The organism is Stenotrophomonas sp. YJH_SMC_133 (assembly GCF_059370655.1).
On the sequence record NZ_JCAFTW010000002.1, the window covers coordinates 234346 to 247869 of the forward strand.

Here is a 13524-nt window from a genome sequence, read left to right on the forward strand (position 1 = left end):
GGCAGCAGCCCCGCGCCACGGGAAACAAGAGATGGCAAGCGGACGCGAAATCAAAACCAAGATCAAGAGCGTGCAGAACACCCGCAAGGTGACGCGCGCCCTGGAAATGGTCTCGGCCTCCAAGATCCGCAAGGCGCAGGATCGGATGAAGACCTCGCGTCCGTACGCGCAGGCGATGAAGCAGGTGATCGGTCACCTGGCCCAGGCCAGCACCGACTACCAGCATCCGTTCCTGGTCGAGCGTGAGCAGGTCAAGCGGGTCGGCTTCATCGTGATCTCCTCCGATCGCGGCCTGGCCGGCGGCCTGAACAACAACCTGTTCCGCAAGATGCTGGGCGAAGCCAAGGCATGGCAGGACAAGGGTGCGGAAGTGGACCTGGTGACCATCGGCCAGAAGGCTTCGACCTTCTTCCGCCGCGTGAAGGTCAACATGGTCGGCAGCGTGACCCACATCGGCGACGTGCCGAAGCTGGAATCGCTGATCGGTGTGATCAAGGTCATGCTCGACGCCTTCACCGAAGGCAAGATCGACCGCGTGTACCTGGTCTACAACCGCTTCGTGAACACCATGGTGCAGAAGGCCAGCTTCGATCAGCTGCTGCCGCTGCCGCCGGCTGAGAAGCAGGTCGCTCACCACGACTGGGACTACCTGTACGAACCCGATGCCGCGACCGTGCTCGAGCACGTGATGACGCGTTACATCGAGTCGCTGGTGTACCAGGCACTGCTGGAAAACGTCGCCTCCGAGCATGCGGCACGCATGGTTGCGATGAAGGCGGCGAGCGACAACGCCAACAAGCTGATCGGCACCCTGCAGCTCGTCTACAACAAGGCGCGCCAGGCAGCGATCACCCAGGAAATCTCCGAAATCGTCGGCGGCGCGGCAGCAGTCTGACCGCGTTCGTTCAAAGCACACATTAGAGGATGCAGCAATGAGTCAGGGCAAGATCGTTCAGATCATCGGCGCGGTCGTCGACGTCGAATTCCCGCGTGAATCGGTGCCGAAGGTGTACGACGCACTGAAGGTGGAAAACACCGAGATCACCCTCGAAGTCCAGCAGCAGCTGGGCGACGGCGTGGTGCGTACCATCGCCCTCGGTTCCACCGACGGCCTGAAGCGCAACCTGGTTGCCGTCAACACCGGCCGTGGCATCTCGGTGCCGGTCGGCGCCGGCACCCTGGGCCGCATCATGGACGTGCTCGGCCGTCCGATCGACGAAGCCGGCCCGGTGGCCGCCAGCGACAGCTGGGAAATCCACCGTGCGGCCCCGTCGTACGAAGACCAGTCCCCGGCCACCGAACTGCTGGAAACCGGCATCAAGGTCATCGACCTGATGTGCCCGTTCGCCAAGGGCGGCAAGGTCGGCCTGTTCGGCGGCGCCGGCGTCGGCAAGACCGTCAACATGATGGAGCTGATCAACAACATCGCCAAGGCGCACAGCGGTCTGTCCGTGTTCGCCGGCGTGGGTGAGCGTACCCGTGAGGGCAACGACTTCTACCACGAAATGAAGGACTCCAACGTCCTCGACAAGGTGGCGATGGTGTACGGCCAGATGAACGAGCCGCCGGGCAACCGCCTGCGCGTCGCCCTGACCGGCCTGACCATGGCCGAGTACTTCCGCGACGAGAAGGACGAAAACGGCAAGGGCAAGGACGTCCTGCTGTTCGTCGACAACATCTACCGCTACACCCTGGCCGGTACCGAAGTGTCGGCACTGCTGGGCCGCATGCCGTCCGCCGTGGGTTACCAGCCGACCCTGGCCGAGGAAATGGGCGTCCTGCAGGAGCGCATCACCTCGACCAAGAACGGTTCGATCACCTCGATCCAGGCCGTCTACGTTCCCGCGGACGACCTGACCGACCCGTCGCCGGCAACCACCTTCGCCCACCTGGACTCGACCGTTACCCTGTCGCGTTCGATCGCCTCGCTGGGTATCTACCCGGCCGTCGATCCGCTGGACTCCACCAGCCGCCAGATGGACCCGCTGGTCATCGGCCACGAGCACTACGACACCGCCCAGCGCGTCCAGCAGACCCTGCAGAAGTACAAGGAACTGAAGGACATCATCGCGATCCTGGGCATGGACGAACTGTCCGAAGAGGACAAGCAGGCCGTGTCGCGCGCCCGTAAGATCGAGCGCTTCTTCAGCCAGCCGTTCCACGTGGCCGAAGTGTTCACCGGTTCGCCGGGCAAGTACGTGCCGCTGAAGGACACCATCCGTGGCTTCAAGGCCATCGTCGATGGCGAGTACGACCACCTGCCGGAGCAGGCGTTCTACATGGTTGGCGGCATCGAAGAAGCGGTCGAGAAGGCCAAGAAGATGGCCGAGAAGGCCTGATCCGGGGCGGGCGGGAGCGATCCTGCCCGACCTGACGCCGGCGCCGGGCAACCGCCCGCGCCGGTGGACCCCCACGGTGGCATTGCGCCGCCGCGAACAGCGAAGAGATTTGCATGAGCACGATCCGTTGCGACATCGTCAGCGCCGAGCAGGAAATCTTCCGTGGCGAAGCGACCCTGGTCGTGGCCACCGGTGAGCTGGGCGAACTGGGCATCGCGCCCAAGCACGCGCCGCTGATCACCCGCCTGAAGCCGGGCAAGGTGGTGGTGACCACGCCGAATGGCGAGCAGCTGGATTTCGCCATTTCCGGCGGCATCCTGGAAGTGCAGCCGCAGGTGGTGACCGTGCTGGCCGACACCGCGATCCGCGCGCAGGACATCGACGAAGCCTCGGTCCGCAAGGCCAAGGAAGAAGCCGAGCGCATCCTGGCCAACCGCGGTGAAGCCATGGAAGTGGCCGAAGCCCAGCAGAAGCTGGCCGAAGCCGTCGTCCAGCTGCAGGCCCTGGAACGCCTGCGCAAGACCCTCAAGCACTGAGGTTCCGCGCTGCATCCACGAAAACGCCGGCCCTGCGCCGGCGTTTTTGTTCGGGTGGCTGGGTAGAGTCGACCGGGTGGATTCGACCGGGTAGAGTCGACTGGGTAGAGTCGACTGTTAGTCGACTGCTCTACGTTCAGGCCGCGAAAATCCCGCGCTGCGCGCGTTAGTCGACTACCAGTCGACTCTACCAGTCCCGGTCCCCAGTCCCGATCCCGATCACCGATCCCGATCACCGATCACCGATCCCGGTCCCCGATCCCGGTCCCCGATCCCGATCCCGATCCCGATCCTGGTGCCGTCTCAGCGATACACCACGTACCGCATCAGCAGGAACGACACACACGCCAGGCCGCCTTCCACCAGCGGTTTGGCAAGCCAGGTGTACTGCAGGCCCAGCGCATGGTCCACCAGGCTCACCAGCAATGTGCTCGCCACGGTGAGCAGCAGCCATAGACTGAAAAAGCGTGCAAATCGCTTCCATCCCAGCTTGCGGGTGCCAGCCTCGGCAAAGGTGTAGCGGCCGTTGAGCCAGAAGCCCAGCAGCATGCCGGCCAGGCGCCCGGCGATGTTGGCCGGCGCCACGGGCACGCCCAGCGCGGTGGTGACCACGAACACGAGCCAGTCGAGCAGCAGCTGCACGAGCCCGATGACGAGGTAGGCGCTTCCCTGGCGGACGAGGCTCATCGGCATGGCGAAGGGAGGAGGGATGCCCATGTTAACGGCGCACGCTCTAGAATCACCGGCAACGAACCACGGACCGCCGTTCCCATGACCCAACCCCTGCACGTCATCATCCTCGCCGCCGGCGCAGGCAAGCGCATGAAGTCGGTGCTGCCGAAGGTGCTGCAGCCGATCGCGGGCCAGCCGATGCTGGCGCACGTGATCGACGCGGCCCGTGAGCTCCAGCCGGCGGCGATCCACGTGGTCCATGGCCATGGCGGCGAGGCGGTGCGCCAGTACTTCGCCGGCCAGCCCGACCTGCAATGGGCCGAACAGGCTCAGCAGCTCGGCACCGGCCATGCGGTAGCGCAGGCGATGCCCCAGGTTCCCGACCTGGCGCAGGTGCTGGTCCTGTACGGCGACGTGCCGCTGATCCGTGCGCAGACCCTGCGCGACCTGCTCGCACAGCCGGGCCGGCTGGCGGTACTGGTGGCCGATGTCGATGACCCGACCGGATATGGCCGCGTGCTGCGCGATGCCGAGGGCAAGGTTGGCGCGATCATCGAGCAGAAGGACGCCACCGATGACCAGCTGCGCGTGCGTACGATCAATACCGGCATCATCGCCGCCGAATCGACTGCGCTGCGCCGTTGGCTGTCGCAGCTTTCCAACAGCAATGCACAGGGCGAGTACTACCTCACCGATGTCTTTGCGTTTGCCGCCCATGAATACACGCCGGCCGAAATGGCGCTGGTGGCCGACGCGCAGGAGGCCGAAGGGGCGAACGACCCCTGGCAGCTCTCGCAGCTGGAGCGTGCCTGGCAGCGTCGTGCGGTGCGGGCCTTATGCGCACAGGGGGCGCGCGTGCGCGATCCCGCCCGGCTCGACATCCGCGGCACTGTCACCGTGGGCAGCGACGTGCTGATCGACGTCGATGTCGTGCTCGAGGGCAACGTGGTGCTCGGCGACGGCGTCACCGTCGGTCCGTTCAACCGTTTGAAGGACGTCAACCTTGGGCCGGGCACCGAAGTGCGTGCGCACTGCGATCTGGAGGGGGTGGTTACCGAGGGTGCCGCGCAGATCGGCCCGTTCGCGCGCCTGCGACCGGGCACCGTGCTGGCCGATGGCGTGCACGTCGGCAACTTCGTCGAGACCAAGAAGGTCATGCTGGGTGTCGGTAGCAAGGCCAATCACCTCACCTACCTGGGCGATGCGGTGATCGGCAGCAAGGTGAACATCGGCGCTGGCACCATCACCTGCAACTACGATGGCGTGAACAAGTCGACCACCACCATCGGCGACAACGCGTTCATCGGCTCCAACAGTTCGCTGGTGGCACCGGTGACCATTGGCGACGGCGCGACCATTGCCGCCGGTTCGGTCATCACCCGCAACGCGCCGGACGGCAAACTGACACTGGCACGTGCCCGGCAGGAAACCATCGATGGCTGGAAGCGCCCGCTCAAGAAGTCCTGAGCCCCGCATTCCCCGCGCCGATGAACTCGGTGTGCTGCCCGGCATCGAGCAGCGCGCCGGCGAGGTGTTGAGGGGCCATGAGGCCTATCCGGTGTTCGCCGGGCATGGCCTGGACCTGCCGACACTACAGGATGGCCTTGAACGCGGGCAGCTGTGGGTGGTGGATGCGGCTGACGTTGGCATCGCCGGCTATCTGCTTGCCGGCGAACTGGCAGGTGAGTTCCACGTGCTGCAGATGGATGTGGATCCTGCACACGCGCGGCAAGGTCATGGGCGCACGTTGTTGCGCCATGCATTGGTACAGGCCCGGGCGAAAGGCTATCGCTCGGCCGTGCTGACCACGTTGTCCGACGTGCCGTGGAATGCGGCCTTCTATGCCAGCGAAGGTTTCGTCGCCGCACCGGAGGCGGAGTGGGGTGCAGGGCTGCAGGCGGTGATGGCCGAAGAGGCCGCGCTGGGGTTTCCGATGCATCTACGCGTGGCGATGCGGCAGGCCTGGTAGATGCCGGCCTCGGTCGGCATATCCACGCATCGCGTGGATCTACCCGATCGGTCCGCTCAACCCACCGGCAGCAGGATCGACACGCACAACCCGCCATCGCCGCGGTTCTGCAGTGACACCCGTCCGCCGTGGGCCTCCACGATCTCCCGCGTCAGCGCCAGCCCCAGCCCGGTGCCATTGCGCTTGGTCGAATAGAACGGCATCAGTGCGTTCTGCAGCACCTGCTCGTTCATGCCCTTGCCGCGGTCAAGCACGTCCAGGCGCAGCCACTGCGGCAGCCGGGTCAGCTGTACCTGCACATCGTCGTTGGGCGGCTCGGCTTCAGCGCAGGCTTCGTGCGCATTCTTCAGCAGGTTCAACAACGCCTGCCCGAACTGCGCGATGTCGATGCGGCTGCTCAGCTCCTCGTCCGGCTCACGTTCCATGCCGAACGGGATCTGCTGGCGCAGGCTGGACAGGAACGGCGCCCAGTGCACGGTCTGCAGCTGCGGCTGTGGCAGCTTGGCAAAGCGCGCATAGCCACGGATGAAGCCTTCCAGATGGCGTGCGCGATCCTCGATGGTGGTGAAGATCTCGGGCAGCCGGTCAAAGCGCTCACGCTGCACCAGCACGCCGCCGGAATGGGCGAGCGAAGCAATCGGTGCCAGTGAGTTGTTGAGCTCGTGGCTGATCACCCGGATCACCTTCTTCCAGGTCTGCACTTCCTGGCGGCGCAGCTCGGCGGTCAACAGGCGCACCAGCAGCAGGTCGTGCGGACGACCGTTGAGCTGGAAGGCACGCCGCGAGAGGTGATAGACCTGCTCGTCATCCTCATCGCCATCCTCGCCTTCGGCGTGCACCGCGAACAGGCTGTCACCGCCACGGGCGATGGCATCGCGCAGTTCCACCGGCACCTGTTCCAGCACGTCTTCCAGGCGCTGGCCTTCCAGCTTCCAGCCGCCGTGCAGCAGCTTGCGCGCGGCCAGGTTGGAGAACACCACGCGGGCGATGCCATCACCGCCGGAGGCGATCAACAGCATCGCAACCGGCGTGTTCTGCACCATGGTGTCCAGCAGCAGCTCACGTTGCACCAGACCCTGCCGCTGCTCACGCAGTACATCACCCAGCTCCCGGTGTGCCTGCACCAGGTCGCCGAGCTCGTCATTGCCGGGCCAGTGCACGCCGAAGTTGTATTCGCCGTCGCGATAGCTGCTGGTGGTGCCCGCCAGGGCCCGCATCAGCGACCGCACCGGGGCGGTGGCCCGACGCAGCGTCCACCACATCAGCGACAGCAGGATCAGCGCCGACACCGTGGTCACCACCCAGCCATGGTCCATCCAGTAGGCCAGCAGCCACGGCAGTGCCGCAGCCAGTGCCAGCACCGGCAGCAGGCGCAGGAACAGGCGGAAAGTGAACGAGCGCCGCTTCATTCGCGTGGAATACCGTGGCGGTCCATGCGCCGGTACAGCGCCTGGCGGCTCAGGCCGAGCTCGGCGGCAGCCTGGGCGATGACGCCATGGTTACGCGCCAGCACCTCCTCGATGCGTGCGCGGTCGGGATCATTGCCTGCGCTGGGTGCCGGTCGTGGTACGAAGGCTGCGCGCGGCAGGTTGAGATCGGCCACTTCGATGCGGTTGCCGGTGGCCAGCAGTTCGGCACGCTGGATCACGTTGCGCAGCTCGCGCACGTTGCCTGGCCACGGATGCCGCTGCAGTGCCGCGGTGGCGGCGCTGGACAGCGGCTTGCCAGCGGTCAGGAATCGCTCGGCCAGCGGCACGATGTCGCCCGGCCGGTCGGCCAGCGGCGGCAGCACCAGTTCCACCGTGTTGAGGCGGTAATAGAGATCTTCGCGGAAGGTACCGTCGCGGATCATCGCCGGCAGGTCGGCATTGGTCGCGCTGACCACGCGGACCTTGACCTGGCGCTCGCGGTTGGAACCCAGGCGCTCGAAGCGGCCGGTTTCCAGCACGCGCAGCAGCTTCATCTGCCCGCCGAGCGACAGGTTGCCGATCTCATCCAGGAACAGGGTGCCACCATCGGCGGCCTCGAACTTGCCTTCGCGCGCCTTGTTGGCGCCGGTATACGCACCGGCCTCGGCACCGAACAGTTCGGCTTCGATCAGTTCCGAGGGCAACGCGCCACAGTTGACCGCCACGAACGGGCCCTTGGCCACCAGCGAATTGGCCTGGATGATCTGCGCGATCTTCTCCTTGCCGGCACCATTCGCGCCGGTGATCAGTACCGGCAGTTCCGAGCGTGCGACCTGGCAGGCGAGGGCGATGACGCGCTCGCTGGCGGGGTCGGCGAAGACCGCGCCGCACAGGTCGTACTTCTCTTCCAGCGCGTTGCGCTGGTGCAGTTCACGGCTGCGGCGCCGGTCCAGTTCGCGGCGTGCCTCGGACAGTTCCAGCAGGTTGTTGACCGTGGTCATCAGCTTGCGGTCGTCCCAGGGCTTGGGCAGGTAGTCGGCCGCACCGGCCTTGACCAGGTCCACGGCACTGCTCAGGTGGGTCCAGGCGGTCAGCAGGATCACCGGCAGGTCCGGATGGCGCGCACGGATCTGCGCGAACAACGCTTCGCCCTCCTCACCGGAGGTGGTGTCCTCGCTGAAGTTCATGTCCTGGATCACCAGATCGACCGGCTGCGACTCGAGCAGGGCCAGCCCATCGGCGGGCGTGTGCGCCTGCAGGGTGTCGATGTCGTGCAGGGAGAACAGCACGTCCAGCGCAGTACCCACGCTGGCGTTGTCGTCGATGATCAGGATCGCAGGCATCAAGCGGTTCTGCAGAAAGGGATGGGCGGCGCCGATGGAGCCGTTCGTGTCCACGCACCGGGAGAGCCCGACGCCACCCATCAAGCATAGCCAAACCTGTGGCCGTGCAGGAGCGGATGATGCTCAGCGCCCGGGTGGGGCTGGCGGAGGTGGTGGCGCGGGTGGTGGCGGGACCTCCAATGCCTGTCGCCACGCAGCGGCGTTGACCGCCACCGTCAGTTCGCGCTTGTCGCGGCGCAGCAACAGATAGGCGCTGGCCGCGTGGGAATGGCGCAGTGCCTCGGCCAGATGTTCAACCCGGCGCACCGCCGTGTCGTCCACGCGGAGGATGCGATCGCCACTGCGCACGCCGAAGCGCACTTCCGGGCTGGCGGCCTCCACATGCACCTGGCCTTCGGTCGAGCGCAGCGACAGCCGCGCTCCATCGCGGCGCCATTCCAGCGTCTGTGCGCTGCCACCACCGGCCAGCGCCGGCAGGGGCAGGAGCAGCATCAGGCACATCGCGCAGGCACGCATCTCACGCGCCCCGCGTGGCGACCGCAGGCGGTACCGCCGCCGCACGCCGTGCCGGACCGAACACCGCAATCTGGCCCAGTATCCACAGCAGCAGCGCACCCAGCGGCAGGTAGTACAGCGGCATGCGCGGCAGCTCGTACAGGTTCATCAGGGCCAGGTTGATCGCGTACGCCGCCAGCATGCCCAGCACGATGCCCAGCGAGGCCAGCAGGAAGTTCTCGGTCTGGAAGTAGCGCAGGATCTGCCCGCGGGTGGCGCCCAGCGCACGGCGGATGCCGATCTGCTTGCTGCGCTGCTGCACCCAGAAGCTGGCCAGGCCGATGATGCCCAGCGCAGTGACCACCAGCAGCGAGATGCTGACGGTGATCAGCAGGCCGACCATCGCGCGGTCGTTCTTGAAGAAGTCCTTGCGCTGGTCTTCATAGGTCAGCTTGTCGCGCATCAGGCGGTTGGGGTCATTGCGCTCCAGCGCGGCGGCACCGGCATCGAGCACCTCCTGGCGGCGTTCCGGCGAAGTGCGCAACACGTACGTGCCACCCTTGTCGAAGCTGACCCGGATCGGCAGCAGCATCGAGTTGGTCCAGTTGTCATTCCAGCCATTGGGCGTGCTGAGCGTGTCGACGATGCCGACCACATGCAGCGACTGCTTGCCCATGTAGTAGGTCTTGCCCAGGGCGCTGCCGTTGGGCTCCATCTTGGCGGCGGTGGCCTGGGTGAGGATGACCGGGATGGCCTTTTCCTTGGCGCCACCCTTGCTGACGTCTTCGAAGTTCTGGTACTCGTCGGGCAGGAAATCGCGGCCGGCGATCAGATTGATGCCCATCGTGGCCAGCCCGTTCTCGGACAGGGTGTACATCGAAGCGTTGGTGGTCGGCCGTTCCTGGTCGATCACCCGCGAGATGCTGCTGCTGGAGGAGCCGTTGCGGAAGGGGACCTGGTTGATGATGGTGACGTTGCTGACGCCGGGAATCGCGCGCAGCGATGCCAGGTCCTCGCGGGTGCGGGACATGGCGTCGGTCTGCTTGCCGATGCCGCTGACGCGCAGCATCACCAGTTCTCTCTCGGCGATACCGCTGGGCATGCTGATTTTCTCCACGCGCTGGCTGACCAGGAACAGCGCGTTGCAGACGATGGCGCAGGTCAGTGCGACTTCCAGCACGATCAGGGCGGCAGCGGTCTTGTGCCGGCGCAGCGTGCTGAGGATGGGGCGGATGTCCATGGGAGTCCTCGTTCGGGTGCTTACTGCGACTTGAGCTGGATGGCCGGGGTGACCTGCATCGCGCGCCAGGCGGGCAGGAATCCGGCGGCGAGGCTGGCGAACAGGGTCAGGCCCAGCGCGAGCAGCAGCATGTTGCCGTCCAGGTGGGCCAGCTTTGCGTATTCCACCGGCTGCTGGCGCACCGCGAACAGGCCAAGCAGGGCAAGGCCGATACCCAGCACGCCACCGACCACGCCCACCGCGCCGGCTTCCACCAGGCACTGCAGGAAGATCTGGCCACGGCTGGCGCCGAGTGCACGGCGCACGCCGATCTCACCACTGCGGCGCAGGAACTTGGCCAGCAGCAGGCCTACCGTGTTGACCAGGCAGACACCGAGGAAGCCCAGCGCCAGCCACAGCTGCAGGCGCACGTCGCTGGGCACGGCACCATTGAAGTCCAGCCATTCCATCACGGTGCGCAGGCGCACGTTCGGTGGGTGCTTGAAGCGGCCTGCCTCGCGCTGCTGGGTCGAATAGTTCTCCAGGTAGCGGCGGTAGTCGCCGGCCTTGGCCGGGTCCATTTCCACCCAGTACTGCAGCCACGCGCACGGTGCATTGAGCGAGTAGCTGTTGCCGTCCGGGTTTTCGCCGAAGCAGTTCATGTTGCCGTTGTTGCCGAGCTTCAGGTCGAACGAGGTGGAGATCGGCAGCAGCAGGTCTTCGTTCTTGCCGTAGCTGCCGGTGGTCAGGTCGTAGAAGTGCGGCTCCGGGCTCCATTCCTTCATCACGCCGACGATGCGGTAACTCTGGCCTTCCATGCGCAGGTCGCGGCCCACGCTGTTGGCGCCCTGGTACAGCTTGTCGTTGAGCGCCTTGGAGATGACCACCACGCGTGCGCGGCCTTCATCGTCCTCGCGCGTCCAGGGGCGGCCGTACTGCATGGGCACCTCGAACATCGGGAAGAAATCGGCCGAGGTCCAGCGGGTGTCGATGCTGAAGGGCTTGAGCGTGCTGTTGTCCGGTTCGATGGTGCCGCCGCCGCCGCTCATCAGCGCCTGGCGCTCGCCCTTGGCCTCGCGCAGCAGCGCTTCACCGTCGAAGCGGGTCAGCTGGGTTTCCGGTTCCTCGCCGGCGACATAGGCGCCGGTCGCGGCATCGAGCTGCACGTAGAACAGGCGGTCACTCTTGCCCGGAATCGGGTCGCCGGACAGCACGTGGAATACGGTCAACGTGGTCATCGAGGCGCCGATGCCGAGCGCGATGGCGATCACCATCAGCGCGGTCAGGACCTTGTTGCGGCGGAAACTGCGCGCCGCCAATCGGGCGTAGTAGGCGAACATGGTCGGGCCCTCACTCGTTGACGGCGACGATGTGGCGCAACGGCGTGGCCAGCACCGGCTCGCGCACCAGGTCGGTCACCTGGCCATCGACGATGTGCACGTTGCGCTGCGCACGCGCGGCCAGTTCCGGGTCGTGGGTGACCATCACGATGGTGGTGCCGGCGGCGTTGATCTCCTCCAGCAGCTCCATCACGCCCCGGGCCATCTGCGTATCCAGATTGCCGGTCGGTTCGTCGGCCAGCAGCAGGCGCGGGCTGCCGGCCAGCGCACGCGCGATGGCCGCGCGCTGCTGCTGGCCACCCGACAGTTCATTCGGATAGTGCTTCATGCGCGAGCCCAGGCCGACCTGGGTCAGTGCCTTCTCGATGCGTTCGCGGCGCTCGTTGGCGCTCATCCTGCGATAGCGCAGCGGAACGTCGACGTTGTCGAACAGGTTCAGGTCGGGGATCAGGTTGAAGCCCTGGAAGATGAAGCCGATCTTCTGGTTGCGCAGGCGGCTGCGGGCGTCGTCGCCCAGCGTGCTCACGTCCTGGCCGTCCAGCATGTAGGTACCGCTGGTGAAGGTTTCCAGCAGGCCGGCGATGTTGAGGAAGGTGGTCTTGCCGGAGCCGGACGGGCCGGTGACCGCGACGAACTCACCTTCCTTGACCTGCAGTTCCAGCGAGCGCAGTGCGTGGGTTTCCACCTGTTCGGTGCGGAAGACCTTGGCGACCGAACGCATTTCGAGCATGTACATGGGGTGTCCTCTCTCCAGGATTCAGGTATCAGGTATCAGTTGACGGAGACGCGTTCGGCGTCCTTGAACAGGTCGCTGCCGGAGACCACGATGCGGTCGCCCGGCTGCACACCCGACTTGATTTCCACTTCGCCCAGGCTGCTGACGCCCAGTTCCACCGGACGGCGCACGGCGGTGCGGCCATCCATCACGTAGGCCATGCCATTGCCCTGTTCGACGAACGGGCCGCGCTCGACCTTGAGCACGTTCCTGCGGGTATCGAGCAGCACGCGCACCGACATCCGCTGGCTCTGGCGCAGGCCTTCCGGCTGCGCGCTGGCAAAGCGCACGCGGGCATTGACCTCGCCGTTGACCACTTCCGGCGACACCGCGCTGATCTCACCCGGGAACGGCTGGCCGTTGCCACCGGTCAGCTGTGCCGGCATGCCGATCGCCAGGTCGCGGGCGAAGCTCTCCGGCACCTTGATCTCGACTTCGAACTTGGACAGGTCGACCACGCCCAGCACCGGGGCATTGGCGGCCAGGTTGGTGGACTGCACCGCCTGCACCTGGCCGACCTGGCCATCGAACGGGGCACGCAGCGTCAGCGCATCGACCTGGCGCTGTACTTCGGCCACCACCGCCTTCTGGCGATCGGCCAGCAGGCGCTTGTTGCGGGCATCCAGATCCGCGCCCTGGCTCTGCAGGCGGGCATCGGTGGTGGCGTTGGCCAGGGTGATGTCGGCCTTCTTCAGCGAGTCCTTGGCCTTGGCCAGGTCGATCTGCGGCACCGCCCCGCCGTCGTAGCCGCGCTGGTAGCGCTGCAGGTCGCGGTCGGCGGCCTGCCGTTCGATGGTGGCCTGGTCGGTTTCCTTGCGCGACTTGGCGCGGGCCAGGGTGGCGTCCAGCGCGGCACGGCTGGCCTCGGCCTCCAGGCCGGCCAGGGTGGCCTGTTCCTGGGCCAGCTTGCTGCGCAGTTCGGGGCTGTCGATGACCGCCAGCTCCTGCCCCTTCTTCACCACGTCACCGGCGACCACCTTCAGGTCCACGGTGCCCGCAGAGATGGCATACAGAACCGGGCTGTTGGCGGCGATCACGCGGCCGTCGGCGGCGATGTCACGGACCAGGTCGCCCCGCTTCACTTCGGCGATGCGCACGCGGCTGCTGTCGAAGGAGCGGCTGGCGTTGGACCAGGCGTGCACGGCCCAGCCGATGCCGGCGAGCAGGGCGATCGTGCCCAGCGCCGGCCAACGGTAACGGAGCCAGTTGGCGCGCGGAGCGCTGGCCGGAGCGGAGGAAACGATCTGGTCCTGGGCGGAAGTGTCGCGGATCATCGGGTGCGTGCCTGACGGTGGTAGCCAGTACCAAGCACGTAGCGTGCCAACTTTAATTCCTTATGGGTCAATGAGTTGGGGTGTGATGTGAAGTGTCCGGGTGTCCGCGGACACCTTTCCGGACACTTTCATTAAGCGGACAGGAGGGGGAAG

General features: G+C 66.2%; 13 protein-coding genes. 5 read left to right on the forward strand and 8 right to left on the reverse strand.

The window, feature by feature from the left end:
- The first annotated feature begins 31 nt into the window (after window positions 1-31).
- From atpG to AC5P78_RS03625, 3 genes are all read left to right on the forward strand, one after another.
- Window positions 32-895, forward strand: a complete 864-nt coding sequence (atpG, locus tag AC5P78_RS03615) for a F0F1 ATP synthase subunit gamma (RefSeq protein WP_005411129.1) — start codon at window positions 32-34, stop codon at window positions 893-895.
- A gap of 37 nt (window positions 896-932) precedes the next feature.
- Window positions 933-2339 carry a F0F1 ATP synthase subunit beta gene (gene atpD / locus AC5P78_RS03620; RefSeq protein WP_005411128.1) on the forward strand — a complete coding sequence of 469 codons (1407 nt, stop codon included), beginning with the start codon at window positions 933-935 and terminating at the stop codon, window positions 2337-2339.
- Between the two features lie 113 nt (window positions 2340-2452).
- Window positions 2453-2875: a F0F1 ATP synthase subunit epsilon gene (locus AC5P78_RS03625; RefSeq protein ID WP_005411127.1), complete on the forward strand. Its 423-nt coding sequence runs from the start codon at window positions 2453-2455 to the stop codon at window positions 2873-2875.
- 303 nt (window positions 2876-3178) lie between these two features.
- Here the strand turns inward: AC5P78_RS03625 and AC5P78_RS03630 are convergent, their stop codons facing one another.
- Window positions 3179-3562 carry a GtrA family protein gene (locus AC5P78_RS03630; protein ID WP_414498273.1) on the reverse strand — a complete coding sequence of 128 codons (384 nt, stop codon included), beginning with the start codon at window positions 3560-3562 and terminating at the stop codon, window positions 3179-3181.
- Between the two features lie 84 nt (window positions 3563-3646).
- Here AC5P78_RS03630 and glmU point away from each other — a divergent pair, with 84 nt between their 5' ends.
- Together glmU and AC5P78_RS03640 are read left to right on the forward strand one after the other, a co-directional pair.
- Window positions 3647-5014 carry a bifunctional UDP-N-acetylglucosamine diphosphorylase/glucosamine-1-phosphate N-acetyltransferase GlmU gene (gene glmU, locus AC5P78_RS03635; protein WP_059035493.1) on the forward strand — a complete coding sequence of 456 codons (1368 nt, stop codon included), beginning with the start codon at window positions 3647-3649 and terminating at the stop codon, window positions 5012-5014.
- A complete protein-coding gene (locus tag AC5P78_RS03640; protein WP_241876328.1) occupies window positions 4983-5516 on the forward strand; it encodes a GNAT family N-acetyltransferase in 534 nt (177 codons plus the stop codon). The genes glmU and AC5P78_RS03640 overlap by 32 nt, the downstream gene beginning before the upstream one ends.
- A 56-nt stretch (window positions 5517-5572) precedes the next feature.
- Here AC5P78_RS03640 and AC5P78_RS03645 read toward each other — a convergent pair whose 3' ends face one another.
- From AC5P78_RS03645 to AC5P78_RS03675, 7 genes are all read right to left on the reverse strand, one after another.
- Window positions 5573-6925 carry a sensor histidine kinase gene (locus AC5P78_RS03645; RefSeq protein ID WP_005414539.1) on the reverse strand — a complete coding sequence of 451 codons (1353 nt, stop codon included), beginning with the start codon at window positions 6923-6925 and terminating at the stop codon, window positions 5573-5575.
- Window positions 6922-8268 carry a sigma-54-dependent transcriptional regulator gene (locus AC5P78_RS03650; protein ID WP_495217149.1) on the reverse strand — a complete coding sequence of 449 codons (1347 nt, stop codon included), beginning with the start codon at window positions 8266-8268 and terminating at the stop codon, window positions 6922-6924. Before AC5P78_RS03650 ends, AC5P78_RS03645 begins: the two co-directional genes overlap by 4 nt.
- Window positions 8269-8391: 123 nt before the next feature.
- Window positions 8392-8769 (reverse strand): PDZ domain-containing protein, encoded by a 378-nt coding sequence (locus AC5P78_RS03655; RefSeq protein WP_024957071.1) that lies wholly within the window; start codon window positions 8767-8769, stop codon window positions 8392-8394.
- A gap of 16 nt (window positions 8770-8785) precedes the next feature.
- Window positions 8786-10003 carry an ABC transporter permease gene (locus AC5P78_RS03660; protein ID WP_414498272.1) on the reverse strand — a complete coding sequence of 406 codons (1218 nt, stop codon included), beginning with the start codon at window positions 10001-10003 and terminating at the stop codon, window positions 8786-8788.
- A gap of 20 nt (window positions 10004-10023) precedes the next feature.
- Window positions 10024-11322 carry an ABC transporter permease gene (locus AC5P78_RS03665; RefSeq protein WP_043035642.1) on the reverse strand — a complete coding sequence of 433 codons (1299 nt, stop codon included), beginning with the start codon at window positions 11320-11322 and terminating at the stop codon, window positions 10024-10026.
- A gap of 10 nt (window positions 11323-11332) precedes the next feature.
- Window positions 11333-12058, reverse strand: a complete 726-nt coding sequence (locus tag AC5P78_RS03670) for an ABC transporter ATP-binding protein (RefSeq protein ID WP_005411118.1) — start codon at window positions 12056-12058, stop codon at window positions 11333-11335.
- A gap of 35 nt (window positions 12059-12093) precedes the next feature.
- Window positions 12094-13371: an efflux RND transporter periplasmic adaptor subunit gene (locus tag AC5P78_RS03675; protein WP_005414536.1), complete on the reverse strand. Its 1278-nt coding sequence runs from the start codon at window positions 13369-13371 to the stop codon at window positions 12094-12096.
- Window positions 13372-13524: the final 153 nt, after the last annotated feature.